The organism is Mycolicibacterium vinylchloridicum, assembly GCF_013404075.1.
Lineage (GTDB): Bacteria > Actinomycetota > Actinomycetes > Mycobacteriales > Mycobacteriaceae > Mycobacterium > Mycobacterium vinylchloridicum.
On the sequence record NZ_JACBJQ010000001.1, the window covers coordinates 283,414 to 304,905 of the forward strand.

Annotated in this window: 21 protein-coding genes; 6 read left to right on the plus strand and 15 right to left on the minus strand. The window is 66.2% G+C overall.

The window, feature by feature from the left end; translation table 11 throughout:
• Positions 1-2: 2 nt before the first annotated feature.
• From HPC46_RS01455 to HPC46_RS01490, 8 genes are all read right to left on the minus strand, one after another.
• Positions 3-875, minus strand: coding sequence for an SDR family oxidoreductase (locus HPC46_RS01455; protein ID WP_179466422.1), 873 nt, complete (start codon positions 873-875; stop codon positions 3-5).
• 28 nt (positions 876-903) lie between these two features.
• Positions 904-1,770 (minus strand): MaoC/PaaZ C-terminal domain-containing protein, encoded by an 867-nt coding sequence (locus HPC46_RS01460; protein WP_179466423.1) that lies wholly within the window; start codon positions 1,768-1,770, stop codon positions 904-906.
• Position 1,771: 1 nt separating this feature from the next.
• Positions 1,772-2,212: a type II toxin-antitoxin system Rv0910 family toxin gene (locus tag HPC46_RS01465; protein ID WP_179466424.1), complete on the minus strand. Its 441-nt coding sequence runs from the start codon at positions 2,210-2,212 to the stop codon at positions 1,772-1,774.
• 27 nt (positions 2,213-2,239) lie between these two features.
• The gene (locus tag HPC46_RS01470; RefSeq protein ID WP_179466425.1) at positions 2,240-3,430 is read right to left on the minus strand and encodes a lipid-transfer protein; all 1,191 of its coding nucleotides are present in this window, start codon (positions 3,428-3,430) and stop codon (positions 2,240-2,242) included.
• 68 nt (positions 3,431-3,498) lie between these two features.
• Positions 3,499-4,116 carry a TetR/AcrR family transcriptional regulator gene (locus tag HPC46_RS01475; protein ID WP_179466426.1) on the minus strand — a complete coding sequence of 206 codons (618 nt, stop codon included), beginning with the start codon at positions 4,114-4,116 and terminating at the stop codon, positions 3,499-3,501.
• A 69-nt stretch (positions 4,117-4,185) separates the two neighbouring features.
• Positions 4,186-4,821, minus strand: coding sequence for a TetR/AcrR family transcriptional regulator (locus HPC46_RS01480; protein ID WP_179466427.1), 636 nt, complete (start codon positions 4,819-4,821; stop codon positions 4,186-4,188).
• 166 nt (positions 4,822-4,987) lie between these two features.
• Positions 4,988-7,489, minus strand: a complete 2,502-nt coding sequence (locus tag HPC46_RS01485; protein WP_179466428.1) for an Ig-like domain-containing protein — start codon at positions 7,487-7,489, stop codon at positions 4,988-4,990.
• A 90-nt stretch (positions 7,490-7,579) separates the two neighbouring features.
• Positions 7,580-8,659, minus strand: coding sequence for a PE-PPE domain-containing protein (locus HPC46_RS01490; RefSeq protein ID WP_179466429.1), 1,080 nt, complete (start codon positions 8,657-8,659; stop codon positions 7,580-7,582).
• Between the two features lie 100 nt (positions 8,660-8,759).
• Between HPC46_RS01490 and HPC46_RS01495 the strand changes: the two genes are divergently transcribed.
• Both HPC46_RS01495 and HPC46_RS01500 read left to right on the plus strand, forming a co-directional pair.
• Complete coding sequence (locus tag HPC46_RS01495) at positions 8,760-9,656, plus strand: cation diffusion facilitator family transporter (protein WP_179466430.1); 897 nt, start codon at positions 8,760-8,762, stop codon at positions 9,654-9,656.
• A 4-nt stretch (positions 9,657-9,660) separates the two neighbouring features.
• Complete coding sequence (locus HPC46_RS01500; RefSeq protein WP_325096532.1) at positions 9,661-11,433, plus strand: FUSC family protein; 1,773 nt, start codon at positions 9,661-9,663, stop codon at positions 11,431-11,433.
• On the opposite strand, the gene HPC46_RS01505 is transcribed toward HPC46_RS01500, so the two are convergent.
• On the minus strand, positions 11,430-11,846 hold the full coding sequence (locus HPC46_RS01505; protein ID WP_179466431.1) for a DUF3151 domain-containing protein: 417 nt from the start codon (positions 11,844-11,846) through the stop codon (positions 11,430-11,432). The genes HPC46_RS01500 and HPC46_RS01505 overlap by 4 nt on opposite strands.
• A gap of 92 nt (positions 11,847-11,938) precedes the next feature.
• Between HPC46_RS01505 and HPC46_RS01510 the strand changes: the two genes are divergently transcribed.
• Positions 11,939-12,670, plus strand: a complete 732-nt coding sequence (locus tag HPC46_RS01510; protein ID WP_179466432.1) for an Rv0361 family membrane protein — start codon at positions 11,939-11,941, stop codon at positions 12,668-12,670.
• Between the two features lie 55 nt (positions 12,671-12,725).
• On the opposite strand, the gene fbaA is transcribed toward HPC46_RS01510, so the two are convergent.
• Positions 12,726-13,763, minus strand: a complete 1,038-nt coding sequence (fbaA, locus tag HPC46_RS01515; protein ID WP_179466433.1) for a class II fructose-bisphosphate aldolase — start codon at positions 13,761-13,763, stop codon at positions 12,726-12,728.
• 123 nt (positions 13,764-13,886) lie between these two features.
• On the opposite strand from fbaA, the gene HPC46_RS01520 reads away from it, so the two are divergent.
• Together HPC46_RS01520 and HPC46_RS01525 are read left to right on the plus strand one after the other, a co-directional pair.
• Positions 13,887-14,552, plus strand: coding sequence for a VTT domain-containing protein (locus HPC46_RS01520; RefSeq protein WP_179466532.1), 666 nt, complete (start codon positions 13,887-13,889; stop codon positions 14,550-14,552).
• Between the two features lie 141 nt (positions 14,553-14,693).
• Positions 14,694-14,924, plus strand: coding sequence for a hypothetical protein (locus HPC46_RS01525; RefSeq protein WP_179466434.1), 231 nt, complete (start codon positions 14,694-14,696; stop codon positions 14,922-14,924).
• Between the two features lie 51 nt (positions 14,925-14,975).
• Here the strand turns inward: HPC46_RS01525 and HPC46_RS01530 are convergent, their stop codons facing one another.
• Positions 14,976-17,147 carry an Ig-like domain-containing protein gene (locus tag HPC46_RS01530; RefSeq protein ID WP_179466435.1) on the minus strand — a complete coding sequence of 724 codons (2,172 nt, stop codon included), beginning with the start codon at positions 17,145-17,147 and terminating at the stop codon, positions 14,976-14,978.
• Here HPC46_RS01530 and HPC46_RS01535 point away from each other — a divergent pair.
• On the plus strand, positions 17,146-17,508 hold the full coding sequence (locus HPC46_RS01535; RefSeq protein WP_179466436.1) for a hypothetical protein: 363 nt from the start codon (positions 17,146-17,148) through the stop codon (positions 17,506-17,508). The two genes, HPC46_RS01530 and HPC46_RS01535, sit on opposite strands and share 2 nt — an antisense overlap.
• 315 nt (positions 17,509-17,823) lie before the next feature.
• On the opposite strand, the gene HPC46_RS01540 is transcribed toward HPC46_RS01535, so the two are convergent.
• From HPC46_RS01540 to HPC46_RS01555, 4 genes are read right to left on the minus strand one after another with little or no spacing between them, the layout of a single operon-like run.
• A complete protein-coding gene (locus HPC46_RS01540) occupies positions 17,824-19,017 on the minus strand; it encodes a vWA domain-containing protein (RefSeq protein ID WP_179466437.1) in 1,194 nt (397 codons plus the stop codon).
• Positions 19,014-19,691, minus strand: coding sequence for an SRPBCC family protein (locus HPC46_RS01545; RefSeq protein WP_179466438.1), 678 nt, complete (start codon positions 19,689-19,691; stop codon positions 19,014-19,016). Before HPC46_RS01545 ends, HPC46_RS01540 begins: the two co-directional genes overlap by 4 nt.
• 10 nt (positions 19,692-19,701) lie before the next feature.
• Positions 19,702-20,583, minus strand: a complete 882-nt coding sequence (locus tag HPC46_RS01550; RefSeq protein ID WP_179466439.1) for an AAA family ATPase — start codon at positions 20,581-20,583, stop codon at positions 19,702-19,704.
• Positions 20,580-21,491: an XdhC family protein gene (locus tag HPC46_RS01555; protein WP_179466440.1), complete on the minus strand. Its 912-nt coding sequence runs from the start codon at positions 21,489-21,491 to the stop codon at positions 20,580-20,582. Before HPC46_RS01555 ends, HPC46_RS01550 begins: the two co-directional genes overlap by 4 nt.
• Position 21,492 lies beyond the last annotated feature (1 nt).

Genomic DNA, 21,492 nt, shown 5'->3' on the forward strand with positions numbered 1-21,492 from the left:
CGTCAGGCTCCCGGCAGCCGTGCGGCGATGTCGTCGATCTCCCACACCTTGTCGGTCTCGATGGTCTCCACGTCGTGCCACCCCTTCAGCTGCGAGATGGCACCGCCTTGCACCGCGTAGACCTGCCCCGTGACGGCGCACTTCTCGCTGGCCAGATAGGCGACCAGCGGCGAGATGTTGGCCGGCGAGAACAGATCGAGCCCACCGTCTTCCGGTTCGGCCATCAATGCACCCATGCCGGGCGTCGCCAGTGTGAGCCGGGTCCGGGCAATGGGCGCTATGGCATTCACCCGGACGCCATAGCGCTCCAGCTCCTCGGCGGCGATCAGAGTCAATGCCGCGATTCCGGCCTTTGCCGCGCCATAATTCGCCTGACCGGCGTTGGGGATGGTGAGCCCGGATCCCGATGCCGTGTTGATCACCGCGGCAACCGGCTGATCACCGGCCTTGGACTGAGCCTTCCAATACTCCGACGCGTGGTGCAGCATCGCGAAATGGCCTTTGAGGTGAACCGTGACCACGGCGTCCCACTGTGCCTCGTCCATTCCGGCGATGAACGCGTCGCGCAGAATGCCGGCGTTGTTGACCAACACGTCGAGGCGGCCGAACTCGCCGATCGCCTGCTGCACGAGGCTCTTGGCTCCCGCCCAGCTGGAGATGTTGTCGCCGTTGGCGATCGCGCGGCCGCCGGTCGCGGTGATCTCCGCAACCACCTCGTGGGCCGGCCCGGAGTCGGCGCCTTCACCGGTATTCGAACCGCCGAGGTCGTTGACCACCACGGCGGCACCCTCTCGAGCGAAGAGCAATGCGTGCTCGCGGCCGATCCCACGACCGGCGCCGGTGATGACGGCGACCCGCCCGTCGAGAATTCCCATTTGTCTACTCCTGTGTGTTGTTTCAGTTCTAGTCGGCGATGACGGCGAGACCGTCGGTGATCGCCAGCTCGCCAGCGGCGCCCCGGCTGGTTTCGAAGGCGTAGGTCGTCACACCTTCGCCGCTGGATTGCTTCCAGATCCGGGTTTCCAGATCGTCGCCGGGGAGCACCATTTTGGAGAATCTGACCGCCAGCCGGCGCAGCCGCGTGACGTCTGAACCGGCTACCTCGGTGAGCACCGCCCACGACGTGAACGCCATGGTGCACAGACCGTGCGCGATGATGCCCGGCAGCCCGGCGTCGCGGGCCACCTCCTCGTCGAGATGGATCGGCATCGGATCGCCGGAGGCAGGCGAATACCGGAAGGTCTGGTCGAGATCGACGTGCTGGGTGACCTTGGCGATCGGGCCTTTCGCGCGCAGCTTCTCGTCGAACTTGTGTGAGGGGGTCAGTCTCCCGATCTTCTTGCCGGCATTGAAACCTCGCACGAAGCAGGTCACGTACTGCTCGTTGACCAGTTCTCCCTCTTCGGTGCGGCATTCGACGAGAATGGCCGCGCGGGTGCCGTTTTCGAGCCCTTCATAGCCGATCATCTTGCCCCGCGAGACGAGCTTGTCACCCGGACGAATGGGCCGGCGAAAGTAGAAGTCCTGCTCACCGTGCACCACTCGCGGTACCAGTTCGACGGGCAGCACATCCACAGTCGGCATCATCATCGCCTCGAAGACCGGGACGATCGCGAAGACCGGCGGCGCGATATCGCCTGCCTGATGCGCCGCGATCGGGTCGTTGGTAGCAGCGGCGTATTCGGCAATGCGCTCCCGAGTCACCTCGAAGTGGTCATCCTCGGTCCAGGTGTCCAGTCCGGAGTCGTCGAATTCCAGCGTGTCTGTCATGTCAGACGGCTGCCGATGCCAACTCGTCGAGCTTGGCCAGGGTCTTGTCCAGTTGCTTGGCACCGTCCTTTTCGACGGCCTTGGCCAGTGCGCCTTTCACCAGCGCGCCCTCGAAGTCACCCGCAACGGTGAAGCGCGATCCGGTTCCGACCGGTTCGATGGTGAAGCGGAAATCGGCCTTGACTCCAGCCATTCCGGTACCGCCGAGTGCCAGGCTGCTCGGCGCGTCGACGGACTTCACGGACCATTCGATCTTGTTGGCCATGTTGAGCATCACGATCTTGGCGGTGAGCCGGACGCCTGGAGTCAGCGTGGCCGGCGGCTCGTCGAGCCACTTGTCATGCACGGTGAACCACTGTCCCCAAGTGTTCGGGTTGGCGATGATGTCCCACAACGCTTCTGGACTGGCAGCCAGATCGCGGGTCGCTTCGATGTGTCCCATGGTGATAGTTCCTTTCGTCTGGTGAAGTCAGCGCTCGGCGCGCTGGTAGGCGGTGACGACGGCCGCGCCGCCAAGTCCGATGTTGTGTTGAAGTGCGGCAGTCACGTTGGACACCTGGCGCTTGTCTGCTGTACCGCGCAACTGCCAGGTCAGTTCGGCACATTGCGCCAATCCCGTGGCTCCGAGCGGATGCCCCTTGGAGATCAGGCCACCGGACGGGTTGACCACCCACCGGCCGCCATAAGTGGTCTCGCCGGCGTCGATGAGTTTGGGGGCATCGCCTTCACCGCAGAGGCCGAGCGCTTCGTAGAGCAACAACTCGTTGGCGCTGAAGCAGTCGTGCAGTTCGATGACCTGGAAGTCCTCCGGGCCCAGCCCGGATTGGTCGTAAACTCGTCGCGCCGCTTCGACGTTCATGTGATAGCCGATCAGCGCCTTGCATGTCCCGTCGAAGCTGTTGGTGAAGTCGGTCGTCATCGCCTGCCCGACAATCTCGACAGCCTGATCGGCAAGCCCGTGCAGTTCGACGAACGCCTCGGAGGCCAGGATCGCCGCACCGGATCCGTCCGAGGTCGGGGAACACTGCAGCTTGGTCAGCGGGTCGTAGATCATCGGCGCCGCGAGAATGTCGTCGAGGCTGTACTCCTCCTGAAACTGCGCGTACGGATTGTTCACCGAATGGCGGTGGTTCTTGTAACCGATCTTGGCGAAATGCTCAGCGGTAGAACCATATTCCTTCATATGCTCGCGCCCGGCCGCGCCGAACATCCACGGTGCAGGCGGGAACAGCACCTCGGAAATCTCGGCCAGCGCCAGGAAGTGGTTCTCCATCGGCTGAGCCCGGTCGTTGAACGTCGAGCCCAGCGATCCCGGTTGCATCTTCTCGAAGCCGAGCGCCAACGTGCATTCGGCCAAACCGCCGCGAATCGCCTGTGCGGCAAGGTATAACGCCGTCGAACCAGTGGAGCAGTTGTTGTTGACGTTGACCACCGGGATTCCGGTCATACCCAGCTCGTAGAGCGCGCGCTGCCCCGAAGTCGATTCACCGTAGACGTAACCCACGAATGCCTGGTCGATGAGGTTGTAGTCGACTCCGGCGTCTTCGAGGGCCTTGCTGCCGGATTCCTGCGCCATCTCCGGGTAGTCCCAGCCCTCGCGCCGACCGGGCTTTTCGAACTTGGTCATCCCCACGCCGATCACGAACACTCTGTTCGCCATCACTTCTCCTCTCCCGGCCTCGCCGATGAAAGAAACATACCAACCAGAACGTATCTTTGGCAAGGGGCTCAGCTGCCAGGTGCGATGGCCTGAGCCAGGACCGGGGTCAGATAAGCCGCCGCGCGGTCCCAGCGACGCTGGACTTGGCTCGGCTCGCGGTCGGCGAAACTGGCCACCAAGATCCCGCGAAGGACATCCATTGCGGTGTAGATGGCGTTGCGCAGCGCCTGCTGGCCGGCGCAATGGGGCAGTAACTGGGCCACCGCGCCGATCACCGCCTGGTTGACCATCCGCTCCACCCGGGCAACATGGCCGGCAAGCACGTCATCCGTCAGCGCCGCGGCCCATAGCTCCATGGTCGCGACGAACATGTCACCCTGATGCGTATCCCAAAGGAAGCCAAGAACATCGGTTACCGGGTCGGCGTCTTGGTGAAACCAGCGATGCCCCCGCAAGGCCGCTCGGACCCGTTGTTCGGCGAGATGCTCGACCGCCGCGACGACGAGGTCTTCCTTCGACCGGAAGTGATGCACCTGAGCACCCCGGGTTACGCCGGCCCTTGCGGCGATGCGATGTGTCGTGGTGCCCGCGTAGCCGTAGGCGATGAGACACTCGACCGTCGCTTCGAGCAGGCGGCGGCGCATGACAGCAGTCCGCTCCGACTGCGTCTTGCGCCCGATGCCCATCCGCGGGAGAATACCTGCATTCCAAACTGTATGTAAGATACCCGTCGTTATACGGACGGTTGGCCCGCCTCAGTCAGAACCGTTGGAAGCCAAGGCTTCTGACAGCATCGCGGCGAGATGAACAGCCGCACGATCCCATCGCTTGCGGGCCTGGGTGACGTCGCGGTCGACAAACCCGACGACGAGGATCCCGCGGAGCGCATCCATTGCAGTGAACAACGCATTGCGAACTTGCTTGCGCGCCACATGATCTGGCAGCAACTGAGCAAGGGCGGTAATCAACGTACTGTTCACCATCGGCTCGACCCGCGCCACTTCCCTGGCCAGGACGTCGTCCGTGCGCGCGGCGACCCAGAGTTCGATCGTGGCCACGAACATGTCACCCTGATGCGAGTCCCAGAGGAACTCCAACACCGCGGCCACCGGATCGGGGTTCTTCCACACGCCGCTGCTTTGGCGAATCGCGGCCTGAATTCGCTGCTGTGCCAGATGCTCGACAGCCGCTACGACAAGGTCTTCTTTCGAGCGGAAATGGTGCACCTGCGCGCCGCGGGTCACCCCGGCGGCTTCGGCGATCCTTGGCGTCGTCGTGCCCGCGTAACCGAAGGTGACCAAGCACTCGATGGTGGCGTTGAGCAACCGGGTTCGCATGGCGGCGGTGCGCTCGGCCTGAGTCCGACGCTCACCCACGCTCACCACAACCATTGCCGCCTTACGACATCCCGACCCTCATCAGAAGCGATCTTTGTCGGACATAGTAGCGATGGACGGCGGCTGGGGCGCCGTGGCGTGCCGTTGTCATGCAGATCGACAACGTCGCGACGGCGCTGGCCACACATGGCTCGTCACGGGCATCGAGGGCATCCGACGATCACACCGTCGGTGTCCCCATGACCAGATCATTGCCGTTCATCGACGACTCGATGGTGCCCTGGATGGTCTGTTGATTGGAGATCACGACGTTGTCGGCTCTCAACCACCCGATTGTGGTGCCATCTGGTCCGGTGACGGTGATGTCGGCGTTGTACGTGATCGTCGTCATCGTCGCATTCGCGGTGGTGGATTCCGTCCCGTTGAGAATGTATCCGGAGCTGTCCTCGAAGTTGTTGTACGTGACCGTCGTCGTGGTGAGCTTGCCGTTCTTGACCGAGGCAACCTGCGCGTCGCCGCCGACGAGTCCCGCGCGACCCGGCTCCAATGACGGGAGTTTCGGCACGAACGAGGCCAGCGGTGTGGCCCAGCCCGAGAGGTCCGGCGTCGACGTGTCGACCGGCGTGGTGCCGCCGCCGGTGTCGTTCAAGTAGGTCACCACCAAACGGCTCTGGGTGGGATCGGTCGCCGAGGCTTCCCAGAAGGTGACCGCGTCCCCGCTGGGACTCCAACTCGCGACGGGGCGAGAGACATACGCGCCACTCGGGTCACCGAGGAACACCCCGTTCTCACCGGCCAGCTCGTCGGCGGGCGACACCAGCCAGGCCTGGTTGGTCGTGCCCTGGTTGCTCAGGAAGGTGGGGAAGATGACGTAGGCCGGGATGAACGTCGGTCGCACGATCTGCGTCATCGGTGTCAGCAGATTCAGCGTCCGGGAGCTGCCCAGAACCAGCCACTGCCCGTTCGGCGAAAGATTGGCACTCTCGTCGTAGTCCAGATTGGCGGTCAGTCTGGTGACCGATCCGTCCTGCAGATTGACCATGACGTTGTCGGCGTTGCCCTGGTTGTAGCGACCGTAGAAATCTGTGACGATCACAGCCTTGCCGTCGGGGGTGAAGCTCTTGATCTCACCGCCGTCGTAGACCACCCGGGAATCGACGATGTCATAACTGCCGTCGTTCTCCTCGAGCGTGCCGACCATCGTCGCCAACACTGTCTGGGTACCGGAGGCCAGCAACTGCGTGTAGGCGATGTGAGTGCCATCCGGTGCGATCCGCATCTCCCGGGTCTGCACCACACTCACTCCTGCCGCGTACTGCGTCGGAACGTTGATCAGTGACAACGTCGAACCCTCACCGCAGCCGCCGGAGCCACCGGTGCAATGCAGGATGAAATGGTCGGCCGAAGATCCCCCGGTGGAGGATTGAGTGCCGCCGCTGAGCAGATAGTCCGTCCCGTTCTCCATGGCGAACGGTTTGGCCAGGTTGCCCGTCACTTCAGGAGCGAGCCCGCACGTGAGGCACTGAAGGTCCGAACCGTCGACATTGACCCGGTAGATCTCCGACCTCGTACCGCCTAGCGGGGTCGCGCTGAACACGAGCGACTTGCCGTCCGGAGTGAAGTCGGGCATCCGCGGGGTCTGGATATCACTCGGTAGCGCAACGACGTAGCGGGCCGGTGCGATCGGGACGGTGATGGTCTGCGTGGTGGTACCGAATCCGTCACTGGCCATCACCACGAACGTGTCCGTGAGGGGCGTGGCGCCATCGGCCGCCAGCCGTGCGGTCTGCGTGGGGGTATAGACGAAGTTTCCCGAGCTACTCACGACCACGGACCCCTGCGTCGGTCCGGAGACCACGGTGTAGGACAGCGGCAGATCACCCGGCGCGCGGAAACCCAGCTCACCGGTCACTGCCCCGGTGGGGGCATCAGGCAACCCCACTGTGGCACCGTCTGCGTACGGCGCTGGGTGGAAGGCGATTTCGATGACATTGGCGATGGTGCCGACGACCGTGCGCACCGTCACGACCGCGGCGTGTACCGCGGACTGAACGAGGTTGCCGACAACCCGCAGCGTCGTGGCCACCGTGGCTTCGACGTGTTGGATAAGCGCCTGCAGTGCGGGCAAGACCGAGACCGGAGCAGCCGCCGCATCAATGGCGGTTGCAGGCTGACGTAACGCGGCCTCAGCTGTCGCCTTGCGCAGGCCGATACCGGGGAGCCGGTGCGGTGTGGCGATGTTCTCGACGTCGCGAGCGGCGGATGCCAGCGCGCCGGCCAGTCCGGCCGGCGAAGCGGGAACAGCAGGAGGGACCGTCACCGACGCACGTCGGAAAACTGCAGGCACCTCGGTACGGAGCGGCTTCAGAACGCCGACTCGCGAGGCGTGCTTCCCGGCACTTGCGGTGGTCTGGTCGGTCACCGCGGGCCGCCTCGGCGCAGTCGAATGCTTCGCCCCCGTGTCGGCGGCCGCTGCGCCGCCGCGGGGAGTTGAACCCGTCGTATCCGCGTGCGCGACGCCGCTGCCGCAGGCCAGCGCCGCACCCATCCCCAGCGTTATCGCGCCGAGCCCCAACCACCCGTACGGCTCGACGCGCCTGCGCCGAGGGGCACGCTGCTCGCCTGCGGATGCGTCCGTGGATGCCCACGCCGGGGCCAACCGGCCACCGCGGGTGTCGGTAGCTCGGTTACGCGAATACGGGTTCTGCTCAACCGAATACATCGTCGTCCTCCAGCACTCATAGTGATTTACAAACCAGTGTGTATGTTTGTTTTGGCAATATTCCAGATCACAACGCCAGGCAAACCGGGGTCAGGTCGGGGCAGACTGCGCGTGCCGCTTCGGCTGCGCCTTTCCGCTGCGCGCGCTGTTGCCGTTCGCGGCGGCGACATGGACGGGCGACGCCCCGACGCCGGACTTGGGTGCTTTCCGCCCTGGTCGTTCGCCGGAATAGCCGGTGTTGATGATCTTGCGCAGCGGCTTGTCCAACTTGTCGACAAGCCGGTCCGGAACTCCGAGAGCGCGCAGTGGTCGCGTCAGCGGAAGTTCATCCGTGGGCACCAAGATGTGGGTCGTGGTGCCCCCAAGAGAGTTCGTGCTGACGGTGACCACGTTGCGCGGGTCAGTCAGGTCCACCCCGCCCTTGTTGGGATGCTCATAGATCACGCCGGCGATCGCGTTCAGGTCGGCGAGGAGATTGAACGGATTGTCCGGGAAGTCAGCATACCCGTCGTATTCGTGGACTATTTCTGTTGTGTCGTAAGGAGTTTCGATCGGTGCTCGAGGAATTGTGGCGTCGAGGATCGGTATGTGGACGTGCGGCAGTTTGGCCAGGAGACCGCCGTCACTGTTGGTGGGGTCACCTATCGTGACGAATGAAATATCCGACGGCGGATTCGGTTGCGCCATCAGCGCCCGTTTTTCATAGTTGACAACTACGGCACCCTGACTCAGCGCAACCACCGTCACTGGGCCATCCGAGGCAGCCAGTGCTGCATCGAGATTGGCGACGCCGACCGCGACCGACTGGTCAAGAGTCAGCTTCCCGCGAATCGGCCAAAGTTGAGCCGGGTAACGCACCCCCGTTGGATCGGGGTCGCTGAAGATGCCCTGCTCGAACAGGACGTGCATCATCTTCTGGGAGGGCATGCTGTTGCCAGACCCTCCGACCACCAACACGTCAGGCACGACGGGATCAGCGGATTGCCGGGCCACCGCGGCTCCTGAGACGGGCACCGCCACAAACGACACAGCAATGGCCAACGCTGCCAAGCTGCCGGCCGTGGCAGACCGGCCATAGGCAGAGCGTCTATTGCGATCGGACATCCGGACTCCTCGGCGACTCAACGCGTGATTAAACAAACATTCACACCTGTATGTGATCTCAACCATACGCTCGTCCGGCGTTCACCATCAAGCAGCTCATCAACTCCGCGGGATTGGCGCCTCGCAGACCTTGCGACATATGCGTATTTGCGCATATATTTCGGTCATGGGATCAGGTCACGACCACAGCCACGGCGGTGACACGCGGGTGAGCCGGATGCTCATCGCCTCCGGCATCTTGACGGTGTTCTTCGTCATCGAGCTGACCACCGCGCTGATGATCAACTCGATCGCCCTGCTTGCCGACGCCGGCCACATGTTGACCGACCTCGTCGCGATGTTCATGGGCTTGACCGCGGTGCTGCTGGCCCGCCACGGTCCGGCGTCGGCGGCACGCACCTACGGGTGGCACCGAGCCGAGGTGTTCACCGCCGTCGCCAACGCGGTCCTGCTGCTCGGTGTCGCAGCGTTCATCCTCTACGAGGCGATCGAACGCCTTGGCAACGCGCCCGAAATCCCGGGCGTCCCAATGATTGTCGTGGCACTGGCCGGCCTGGTCGCCAACCTCGCGGTGGTGTTGCTGCTGCGCTCGCAGTCCCAGGAGAGCCTGGCCGTCAAGGGCGCCTACATGGAGGTCGTGGCCGACACGGTCGGCAGCATCGGCGTTCTGATCGCCGGCATCGTGAACGTGACGACGCACTGGCCCTACGCCGATGTGGTGGTCGCGGTGTTCGTCGCACTGTGGGTGCTGCCGCGGGCGATCGGGCTGGCCCGCTCCGCATTGCGGATCCTGTCCGAATCGTCACCGGAGCACATCGACGTCGAGGAACTGCGCGCCGCGCTGGCCGCCGTCGACGGCGTCACCGAGGTGCACGATCTGCATGTGTGGACGTTGGTGCCCGGCAAGGACATGTGTACCGCCCACCTGACCAGTACCGGCGACTCGGACCGGGTGCTCGACGACGCCAGGGCGGTGCTGGCGGCCCGCGGGCTGGACCACGCGACCGTCCAGGTCGAACCGCCCGGATCGGCCGACGATTGCCCCGGACAGACCCACTGGTGAGCTAGTGAGCACTCCGTCGCGTTGGCCCATCGGCCTGCGCGCGGCCGTCAGCACCGCCATCCCCGTCACGGCCGGATGGGCCGCCGGGGCAATGGGTTCTGGGCTGATCGCCACCCTGGGCGCGTTCACCTCACGCTTCGGCGGTGATCGGCCCTATGCCAACCGCGGCATCGAATTGGCGACCGTGGCGGTATCGCTTGCCGCGGCGGTCGCCCTGGGCGACTGGTCGGCGCAGGTGCCCTGGCTCGGTGTCGCGACGGTGTCCCTGGTCGCGGTCGCGGCGGTGTGGCTGTGCAACGCGCTGGCAGTCGGGCCACCCGGGGCGTACGTCTTCGTGGTGGCCTGTGCCGCCGGTATCGGTGTTTCGGCGGCCCACCTGGCACCGTGGGCGATCGGGCTGCTGGTGCTCGCCGGCGGGGCGGTGGCCTGGCTGGTGCAGATGGCTGGCGCGCTGGCCGGTTTCCGCCGCCCGGAGCGGGCCGCGGTCGCGGCCGCCGCCGAGGCCGTCGCCTCCTACATCGAGGCCGCCAATTCCCCGCAGGAACGAGCGGCCCGCCATCGAGCGGCCAGCGCACTGCACAGGTCATGGAACGTGCTGGTCAACTATCAGCCTCTGGACACGCCGCAGACCAGCGTCCTGCACCGGCTGCGCGCAGCCAACCACGCGGTGCACGTCCTGTTCACCACGGCGGTCAGCGCCGCCGCCCAGGGTGCGGCCCCGGCTCCGGAGTCGGCCGACCAAGCGCGCCGGCTCGGTGCGCTGGAGCTGGCACCGGAAACGGTCGCGACCCGCGCGGTCGACCGGATCCCCCTGGGCGGCCCGCCACTGGCAACCGTGCTCCGCCGCGCCGTCAGCCCCGGCTCGCACGTCCGCCACATCATGCAACGGGTCGCCGTCGGAGTTCCGTTGGCCGGGGCGGCCGCGATGGCGCTGGGCGTCGACCACGCGTACTGGGCGATGGCGGCCGCCTTGCTGGTATTGCATCAAGGCGCCGACCGCAGCCGGACCTTGCGTCGGGGCGCCGAACGGCTGCTGGGCACCTGGGTGGGCCTGGGACTGGCCGCGCTGATCCTGGCGCTGCACCCCCACGACCTCTGGCTGGTCGTGCTGCTGGCTCTTCTGAATTTCGTCATCGAACTTTTGGTGGTCCGAAACTATGCGCTTGCAACGGTTTTCATCACCACGACCGCGCTGACCATCTCGTCTGGAACCCACGCGGTCGACATCGGCCATCTGCTGCTGGCGCGCGGTATCGACACGCTGATCGGCTGCGTGGTGGGAGTGGCGGTCTACCTGGTGGCGGCACGCCGGCAGGAGTTCACCCGGCTGACCGACGCCATCGGACGCACACTCGAGGCGACCGCCGACGTCTTTCCGCACATCGCCGCGGGCGAAACCGCCGCGCTGGCCGCCCGTGCCGCGCGCAGAGACCTACAGATCGCGGCAATCGCGTTGATGGAAGCCGACGAGGTGATGTCGGCCGGCTCGCCGCGCAACCGGGCGATCGCCGAACAGTTGTTGCCTGCCGTCACGGCGAGCGAGCAGCTGGCCTACCGGACGATAGCGGCCTGCTGGACCGTCGAGCACCGGGCCGACGGTGCCGAATTCGGCCGGTCGCTGTTCGACGGCCGCTCCCCGGACGCCGACGCTGTGGCGCTGCGGGAGCTGGCGGCTGCGGCGCGAAGCGGCCAGGCGCCTCCCGAACCGGGTGATCCCCCACTGTTCGTCGCGGATGTGGTCGCGCAGCTACGCCACTCGTTGGCGCGGGACCGCTAGGCCAGGTCGAGTTCGACGCGAGCAGCCGGGTCGCAGTCGTCGAGCAGGTCCAGGCAGCGGGCGAACTCGTCGGTCTCCCCGATCATGTCGGCCGCCCGCGCCAGCGCCGCCACACAGCGCAGGAAGCCACGGTTCGGCTCGTGCCGGTACGGGACCGGCCCGAACCCCTTCCAGCCGTTTCGCCGCAACTGGTCCAGCCCGCGGTGATAGCCGGTCCGGGCGTAGGCATACGCGGTGACCGCCTTGTCGTCGGCCAGCGCCTCCTCGGCCAGGCACGCCCACGCCACCGAGGCGGTCGGGTGCGCGGCGGCCACGATCGCCGGTTTCTCACCGGCCAGGAGTTCGGCTTCCGCCTCGATATCACCGGGAAGCAGCACAGGCTCTGGACCGAGAAGATCACCAAACGATGTCATTGCCCCATTGTGCCGGTGCGGCCGCCAGCAGTTGGTCGCACCCAACAGTTAGGGTCTGATGCAACAGCACTTCAGGAGGACGGCAGCACCCCATGTCGAACCCATCCGGGCCCGACCACGACGACGAGACCAAGCCCGTCGTCGGCGGCGATGACGAGCAGCCGACTCAGGAGACCGAGGCGGCCACCGAGGCCATCGGGGCCAGCGATGCGCCGGCCGAACGTCGTTTCACCGCACCGGGATTCGATGCGGGGTCGACACAGATCATCCATCGCGAGCCCGACCCCGAGACCGAGATCTTCTCCACACCCACCGAGGTTTTCCCGGTCTCGGGCACGCCGCGGACCGGTCCACAGGCCATCCCGCCGCGCCCCGCTCCGACCCGCCGGCGCAGCTGGGCGCTGGTGCTCGCGGTGATCGCCGTCATCGTGGCGCTGGCCGCGGTGGCGGTACTGGCCACCTTCCTGCTGACCCGGGACCGAACCCCCAAGGCGTCTCGGGAGGACATGGTCCGCTCGACCATCCAGAGCTTCGATGCGGCGGTGCAGAACGGCGACCTGGCCGCCCTGCGCGGGTTGACCTGCGGCCAGACCATGGACAGCTACGTCAAGTACGACGACCAGGCCTGGTCGGACACCCACGCGCGGGTGGCCGCGGCCCGGCAGTACCCGGTGGTGGCCAGCATCGACGAGGTCGTCGTCAACGGCGATCACGCCGAGGCCAACGTCACCTCGTTCATGGCCTTTGACCCGGCTACCCGGTCCACCCGCAGCTTCGACCTGCAGTTCCGCGATAACCAGTGGAAGATCTGCCAGGCGTCCTGAGCGATCTCGGCGCGTTTTCGTTCGCCTAGCGGCGGTTTCCGAGCCGAAGTCGCTGCTAGCCGGCCGACACGCTGCGTCCCGCGCTGTGCAGGTCGTTGCACGCCTCGACGACGCGCTCGGACATGGAGGCCTCGGCCTTTTTCAGGTAGCTGCGCGGGTCGTAGACCTTCTTGTTGCCCACCTCACCGTCGATCTTGAGCACACCGTCGTAGTTGGTGAACATGTGCGCCGCGAGCGGACGGGTGAACGCGTACTGGGTGTCTGTGTCGACGTTCATCTTCACCACGCCGTACTTCAGCGAGTCCTCGATCTCGGACTTCAGCGAGCCCGAACCGCCGTGGAAGACGAAGTCGAACGGCTTGGACCCCTCGGGCAGGCCCAGTTTCGCCGAGGCCACCTTCTGCCCCTCGGCCAGCACCTCGGGCTTGAGCACAACGTTGCCCGGCTTGTAGACGCCGTGCACGTTGCCGAAGGTCGCGGCCAGCAGGTACTTACCGTGCTCGCCGGCGCCGAGTGCGGAGATAGTCTTCTCGAAGTCCTCTGAGCTGGTGTAGAGCTTCTCGTTGATCTCGGCCTCGACGCCGTCCTCTTCGCCGCCGACCACGCCGATCTCGATCTCGAGGATGATCTTGGCGGCGGCGGCCTGCTTGAGCAGTTCCTGCGCGATCGACAGGTTCTCGTCGATCGGGACCGCCGAGCCGTCCCACATGTGCGACTGGAACAGCGGATCCTGTCCCTTGGCGACACGCTCGGCGGAAATCGCCAACAGCGGACGAACGTAGGTGTCGAGCTTGTCCTTGGGACAGTGATCGGTGTGCAGCGCGACGGTGATCGGGTACTTCGCGGCAACGACATGGGCGAACTCAGCCAGCGCCACCGCGCCGGTGACCATGTCTTTGACACCCAGTCCGGACGCGAATTCCGCTCCGCCGGTGGAGAATTGGATGATGCCGTCGCTGCCGGCATCGGCGAAGCCCTTGATCGCGGCGTTGACGCTCTCCGAGCCGACGCAGTTGATCGCCGGGAACGCGAACGAGTGCTCCTTGGCGCGGCCCAGCATCTCCGCATAGACCTCGGGCGTTGCGATGGGCATGGCACTTCCTCTCGACGCTGGCGCTGAATGGAGTCAGTATGACAAGAAGCAGGTCGACTGGCACGGCGCTGGTAGCGGCCCCCGGTACCCTTGGGCGTCGTGACCCCCACCACCCTGGCGCTCATGCCTGACTTTCTCGACCCGCTCAAGCTGATCGAGCAGTTCGGCACCTGGGCCCTGGTCGGCATTCTGGTCGTCGTCTTCATCGAGTCCGGCGTGCTGTTTCCAGTGCTACCCGGTGACACACTGCTCTTCGTCGCGGGCATGCTCGCGGCCGGAACCGCCGCTCAGGGCGCCGACGTCGACGCCAACTTCCAGCTGTGGCAGCTGCTGGTGTTCATCCCGATCGCCGCCGTCCTCGGCGGGCAAGTCGGCTACTTCGTGGGCCGCTTCCTGGGCACCGCCATGTTCAAGCCCAATGCGCGGATCCTCAAGCAGCGCTACCTCGACGAGGCGCACCTCTTCTTCGAGCAGCGCGGGCCGTTTGCGATCGTGCTCGCCCGGTTCGTCCCGATCGTGCGGACGCTGGCCCCGATCACCGCGGGTGCGGCGAAGATGAAGTACAGCGTCTTCACGCTGTACAACGTGATCGGCGCACTCCTGTGGGGCGTCGGTCTGACACTTCTCGGCTATGGGCTGGGTCAGTTCGAGATCATCCAGAAACTGCTCGAGCCGATCTTCATCCTCATCGCGGTAGCGTCCGTGGCTCCGATGGTGTGGGAGTGGTACAAGCGCCGCAAGGCGGCCGGGGCGGCGGCGGAGGCGCCGAACCCCGTCGCCGAGTCCTAGAGCGTTGCTAGCGGAACCAAGGTCGGACTTTCACCCGGGCCGCTGACTGGCGTCAGATCAGGATGTTGCCAGCTTCCGCACAGCGATTCTGCCAGGAAGCGTCGGTACTTTTCGCTGACCAAGCGAAAGGACACACCGATTATGAAGGTGATTCTCCAGGGCGCGGTTGTGGTAGCTGGCATTGCACTGGCAACGGCGCTCGGCCCGACTGTCGTTGCCGTCGCCAGCCCCACGACCACGTTTGCCGTCCAGGACGGCGACAGCGGCGCGGCCGGGGCGGCCATCGACTCCGACGGCACCCAGGGCGATTTCAAGGCGGCGGTCGACGGAACGATGAACGGCCCGTCGATAGTCGCGACGCCCCAGACCTAGGACCGCTCGGGCCGCGAAAGGTCCAGTGCTGAGGCCGGCCTGCGGCACCGGTCAGGCGGAAGGCACCTGCTGAGTGATCGAACCGAAGCCGCCGGCGATAGCGGTGATGGTGTCGCCGGGGGCGAACGGAATCTGGGCGAAGCCGTGCTCGTCGGTGGTCGTCGTGAGCGAGCCCACGGTCACGGTCGCACCGTGGACGGGTCGGGGGTAACCGTCCTCAGCAACCGTGGCGGTCACTCGGACCCTGTTGTCGAATGATGAGACCGCGAGCTGAGGCGGATTGATGACCGGGAAGTCGGTCTGGGTGGGGACGCCGGTGTAGGTGACTCCGTTGATCTCGGAGGACACCGTTCCTGTGAACGCGTTGGCCTTTCCGGCCTTGATAGAGCCCTTGAGGTAGCCGGTGCGTTCACCGGTGCTGGTCAGATCGGCAGTCCATGTGGCATTGCCGATCGGATTGACCACCGTGACCTTCTCGGTGCCGTTGATGAAGGTCTTGCCGTCGTCCGAGTAGTTGTCGTAGGTCACCGAGTACGAACCCGAAGCGAAGGCCCCGCTGTATTGCAGTGTGGCCGTTCCGGAGTGCATCCCCTTGAGGACTCGGGACGGCACCTGGCGGCCCATCATCGGGTTGTATTCCTCGACCGGCACCGACCACTTGGCGATGGCCGCGGGGTCTTGGTGCACCGGCGCCAGCGGGGTCGTCGCCTCCCGGGTCGGGAAGCTGATGATGCTGAAGCGCCAAGGGGTTTCGGGCGCGCCGGGGGTTGCGGTGTCCGGCCGCTGCTGCTCGTTGATCAGCGCGCGCGTGGAATCGGGGAACCAGCTCCAGCCCCGGATCGTCCAGTCGGGGTCCATGATGATCGGCTGACCCGAGTAGCCACCCAACTGCTGGCCGTCCTCGAGGTTCATCACCCAGGGCTCGTTCATCGCGCGCCGGTTGTTCCACAGACTCACCCGCCCCATCTGAGGGAACGCCGCGACATCAAGCAGCGACGGCCGCTGCAGCGCAGTGAAGACGTCCATGCGGTCCGCTCCGCGCGCCGAGCTGAAGTAGATCGATCGGCCGTCCGGGGACATGTCGCCCGACTCGTTGTAGTCGAGGTCGGTGGTGAGTTGGCGCCGCTCACCGGTGAGGGTGTCCAACAACCAGATGTCGTAGTTGAGGCCGGTAGTGGTCGTCTGGTACTTCAGGTACCTGCCGCCACCGTGCCAGCTCGCGCCCTCGTAGAAGCGCGTGGCGTTGACGAAGTCCTGTGCGTACTCGGTGTCTTCGTCCCATTGGGGGCTGAAGATCCGCTGATCGACGAGCTGGTATCCGGTGTCGGTGGCGACAAGCCTGGCGATGCTCATCCGCGGGCCGGTGACCGGCGTGTTCTCGGTCCACGTCACGTACTCGCCGAACGGGTCGGGCTTCGTCTCCCGGTTTTGAGTAGTGGCGGCCATTGGACCTCGATCCGACGGGAACTCCACGTTCTTGACGGTGGGGTTCGCACACGACGAGATCGAACCTTCGCACTCCAGAATCGAATAGCTGATCAACCCTGCTCCGCCGAGCGGATCATCGGCGGACTGCTGCCCGGAGGTGCTGGCGAACCAGACTCTCTGATTGTCCTCGAGCACACGGGCTTTGGCGGCGTTGGTTACTACACCGCACGAAATGCATTGGTAGTCACCGCCGTCGAGGTTGCTCACGGCGATCTGAGTCTTCCCGTTGATCTTCACCTCGAGCAGTAGGTGCTCGCCGTCCGGGGTCAGGTCCGCGCCGGTGACCACCACGCCGTCCGGGACGTCGAACTCGATCTCCTTGTCGACCTTGAACGTCTCCAACGGGGATGACGGCGAGGCGCCGGGCAGGGGCGCAACGGCGACGGGGAGCCGGGATGTCGGGGTTCCACGATCCGGTGAGAACATGACCGACAGTGGATGGAAGCGGCCGTCGCTGACCTTGACGGTGAATGCGTCGGTACCACCGAACTCAGCGAAGAGCTCGGTCGGCGTGAAGGTGAACTCGCCCGTGAGTTGGTCGATAGCCACACTGCCGTACTTCGGGTTTGCAATCACCGTGTAGCTCAACCGGTCTCGGTCAGGATCAAGTGCGCCGATGTTGCCCGTGATGACGCCGTTGCTCATGTCTTGAGAGTTGAGGCTGGCGCGGTAGCGAACGGTCGGCGGCCGGTTGAAGAACGTACGCCGGATCCAGGTGAGCGGAGCCCAATCCATGGACATCCACTTGGGCGCCGTTGGCGACGGCAACAGGGCACGGTTCGGCCCGAGAGCCGCAACCGTGCTCGCTGTGGCAACGGGCGCCTCGATCGACGAGCTTTCCCCCGACCTGACCGTCGACGGTGAGCTCGACCGCGACCGCCTGTCGCTCGAGGAGTTCCGGAAGCCTCCGGTGGTCGGCCGTTTCGCGGTGGGATTGCCGTCGTTGGCTGCGGCGGCGGGTCGATGCGCCGGGCTACGGGTAGCAGTGCGCGGCCCGGACCTACTGGTGTTCGGCGTCTTGGTGTCGTGCTGTGCCGACGAGGTGACCGAACTTCCCGTTTCCGCACTCCCCGCCTCGGCGGACGCGATTCCATGACCGCCGGCCACAGCGGTGATGACATAGGCGGCGAGCGCAAGCCCACCCACCTGAGCCGCGCGCGTACCGATGAGCGCAACGTTCAACCCGCGCGATCCGGTAGCCGGGCTGTCCCCCGCAGGCGTGGATGACGGGTCGGTCGTGGGACGGGGTTTGGCCATTGACGTGGGTCCAATCTCGATGGGCTGCGCCGTCGCAGCGGTATGCCGTACATCACTTCGACGCAGTGATGTGACACATAGCTCAGTAACATACCTACAGAGCTGTATCTAGTCAACGCATCGTGGCCTGCGCGTGGCGATGGTCGCCTGAGCCCTACAGGGCGGCCAGCGCGGCGAACAACTCCCGCAGCCCGCTCAGTGAGTGCGCGGGCAGAAACAGGTCGCAGAACGGAAGCGCCGCCGCCATCGACCCGGCCAGCGGCCGAAAGCCCGGTGCAGCCGCCCGCGGGTTCAGCCAAACCAGTTGGGCTGCACGGCGTTTGAGCCGGGCCAAGGCTCGCTCGAGGTCCTCGGGCGGGTCGCTGTCCCAGCCGTCGGAGGCGATCATCACAACCGCACCGCGCAGCGCGGCGCCGTGGGGTGGGGCCAGCAGCTCGGCGATCGCACCGCCAAGGTGGGTGCCGCCGTAGCGGTCGGTGACCTTGGCGTTGGCTTTGGTCAGCGCAGTCTCCGGCGAGCGATGCGCCATGACGGCGGTCAATCGCGTCAGCGTCGTCGAGAACGCGAACACCTCGGGGCGAAAACCCGCCTGGCGCAAGGCTGTAGCCCGCATCAGATGCAGATAGATCGCCGCATACGGCTGCATCGACCGGCTGACGTCGCACACCAGCACCAGCCGGCGGCGCCGTCGTCGTGGCCGGGTTTGGGTCAGCACGACCGGTTCCCATCCGGTCGTCCTGGCGCCCCGCATCGTGGCACGCAGGTCGATTCGCTTGCCATGCCGGTTGGTTTCGGCGCGCATCGTGCGCCGAGTCGGCCAGAGCCCGACGGCCTGCTCGAGCCAGGTTCCGATCACCCGCAGGTCGGCGTCATCGAACTTCTCGAAGCGCTCCTCCGCGCGCGCGACGATCCGGCTGGGCAGGACGTCGGGGATGGCGGCCGCGTCACCTCTCGCGTCGGTCGTGCGCAGCGACGGCGGGCGCGTGGTCCACGGCAGCCCGCCCGCCTCCGGCGCAGCGGCATCGCGATACCCCGCCGCGGGAACCGGGCCGGCGGCCGACCCCCGCTGAGCCCGCAGGCTGATCGGGTCGATCGGCAGGACGGCGTCAGCGAAGACCGCCTCGAAGACGGCGTCGAACGCCGACAGGTCCTCGACGCGGTTCACCAGCGCCAGGCGAGCCGCCCAGTACAGCTGGATTCGCGATGTCGGCACCAGCTCGCGCATCGCGGCGACGAACGCCGCCGGACCGCTCGCCGCCACCGCCACACCACCGGCGCGCAGGCGGGCGACCAGTGCGGCCGCGAAAGCGGCCAGGTCGACACCGCGCAGCAGCGCCGGTGAGGTCACTCGGTGCGCCGCCTGCGTAGCAGCACGATGAGGATCAGCAGCACCAGGCCGGCGACACCGGCAGCGGCGTACTTGGTCACCGAGGTGCCACCGGCCAGCTGCAGAAGGTCGATGGGCTCGGGCTCCGGGGCGGGCGCGATACGGGGTGTCGCGGTGGCGGCCGGGGCGCTCAGGGCTTCGGCACCCGGTGTGGCGGGGGCCGAGACGATCTCCTCGGGCGTCCACTCGTCGCCCGCGGCCAGCTTGGCCTCCAGCGAGTCGACGAACTGTCCGAGGAGCTTCTCCGAGACCTGCTGCAGCATGCTGCTGCCGAACTGGGCGAGCTTGCCGACGATCTTGAGGTCGGTTTCGACGGTCACCCGGGTGTGCTCGCCGGCCTCGTGCAACTGAAGAGTGACGACGGCAGCGGCGTTGCCGGTGCCCCGCGCCTCCTTGCCCCGGCCGTCGACGACGGCGCGGTGGGCGGTCTCGTCGCGCTCCAGGAAGTGCGCCTTGCCGTTGAACTCGCTGGTCACCGGGCCCACTTTGATCTTGACCTTGCCCAGGAAGTCGTCGCCTTCCCGACCGGTCAGCTGCGCGCCGGGCATCAACGGGGCCACCTGCTCCAAATCGCTGAGGACTTCCCAGGCCTTCGCGATCGGGACACTGACGGTGAACTCGTTGTCGATCTTCATGGGCTCTCCCTCATCCAGTGGCCAGTTCGGTGCGGTACTCGTTAAACGCATCGCTTACTGCTGCGCTGTCGTCCGGGGTCTTGGCCAGTGCACTCAAGCCTGCCAGGGCAGCCGGATCGACCAGATCACCGACCCCCAAAGTGACCAGTGCGGCGACCCAGTCGATGGTCTCGGCGACCCCCGGCGGCTTGTCCAGATCGAGGTCCCTGGCCCGGCCGACGAACTGCGTGGCGTGCTCGATCAGCGGTGCGCCCGCCCCCGGCACGGTGCGCCGCACGATCGCCGCGGCCCGGGGCGGCTGCGGATAGTCGATCCAGTGGTACAGGCAGCGCCGGCGCAGCGCATCATGCAGGTCGCGGCTGCGGTTGGAGGTCAGCACCGTGAACGGCGGCTGCTTTGCGGCGAACGTGCCGAGCTCAGGCACTGTCACCGCCGCCTCTCCGAGGAATTCCAGCAGCAGCGCCTCGAATTCGTCGTCGGCGCGGTCGATTTCGTCGATCAGCAGCACCGGTGGGACGGGCCCGCGGTGACGCACGCAGGCCAGGATCGGCCGGTCCACCAGGTAGGTCTCGCTGTAGAGATCGGACTCGTCGATCGCCGCGCCGCGTGATTCGGCCAGCTTGATGGCGAGCAGCTGACGCTGATAGTTCCAGTCGTAGAGCGCCTCGGCCGCGGTCAACCCTTCATAGCACTGCAGCCGGACCAGGGGGGTATTCAGCACCGCGGCAAGGGTTTTGGCGGCCGTAGTCTTGCCGACGCCCGGCTCTCCCTCGAGCAGCAGTGGCCGGTTCAGGGCGGCGGCGAGATAAAACGCCGATGCCGTGCCCTCGTCGAGCAGATACCCGCCTTCGTCGAACCGGCCGATCACGTCGTCGACGCTGGTGAACGTCACGCTCGCGCCGCCACGAATCTGCTTCGACAGCCCGGACAGCAGAACCAGTGAATCTGGCCGCCGGACCGCAGATGTGGGGTGTCGGGTCCGATGCTGACCGTCATCCCGCAGACCGGATCCACCGTGGTCGTGGGTGCGTCCGGTCGAGGTGCGACCGGCAGACCTTCGCGGCGGACTCCCGCGATCACCTCCGCCGCGATCGACACGGCGATCTCGGCCGGTGTCTTAGCACCGATCGGTATTCCGACCGGGGTGTGCACCTTGGCCCGGTCGGCCGGGTCGAGGTCCAGTGCGTCGAGCACCGACGCGCCGCGGACCCGGCTGGCCACCAGGCCGACGTACCCGACACCGGCATCCAGTGCGGCCCTGACGGTTTCGGCCTCAGCCCCACCGTGAGTGGCAACGACGACAGCGGTGGCGCCGTCGAATGTCTCGTCCGGCGGGCTTGAGCGATGCGACCCGGGAATGTCACAGCCACCATCGCGGCGAACCTCGTAGCCGAGCACCTCGCACACCTTAGCGAGGCTCTCGGCGATCGGTGTCGCGCCGCAGATCCGCACGAGCGGCGCGGGAAACTGCGGTGTCAGAAAGATTTCCAGCGCTCCCCCGGACAGGCACGGGTTGACCACGACGCAGGCGCCGGGAGCATCGGGAAAGTGGACGTCGCCGTCGGGCAGCACCCGCAGCAGCACACTCTCGCCCGCCTGCAGCGCGCCGAGCGCGGCCTTGCGCACCGAGTTCTGGGCGCACTCGCCGCCGACGAATCCTTCGATCGTGCCGTCGGCGAGCAGGATCGCCTCGTCTCCGGCACGTGCCGACGTCGGCGGCTGGGCACGCACCACTGTCGCGTGCACGAACGGTTTACGTTCATACAGAAGCTGTTTGGCCCGGTCCGCGATGGTATTCATG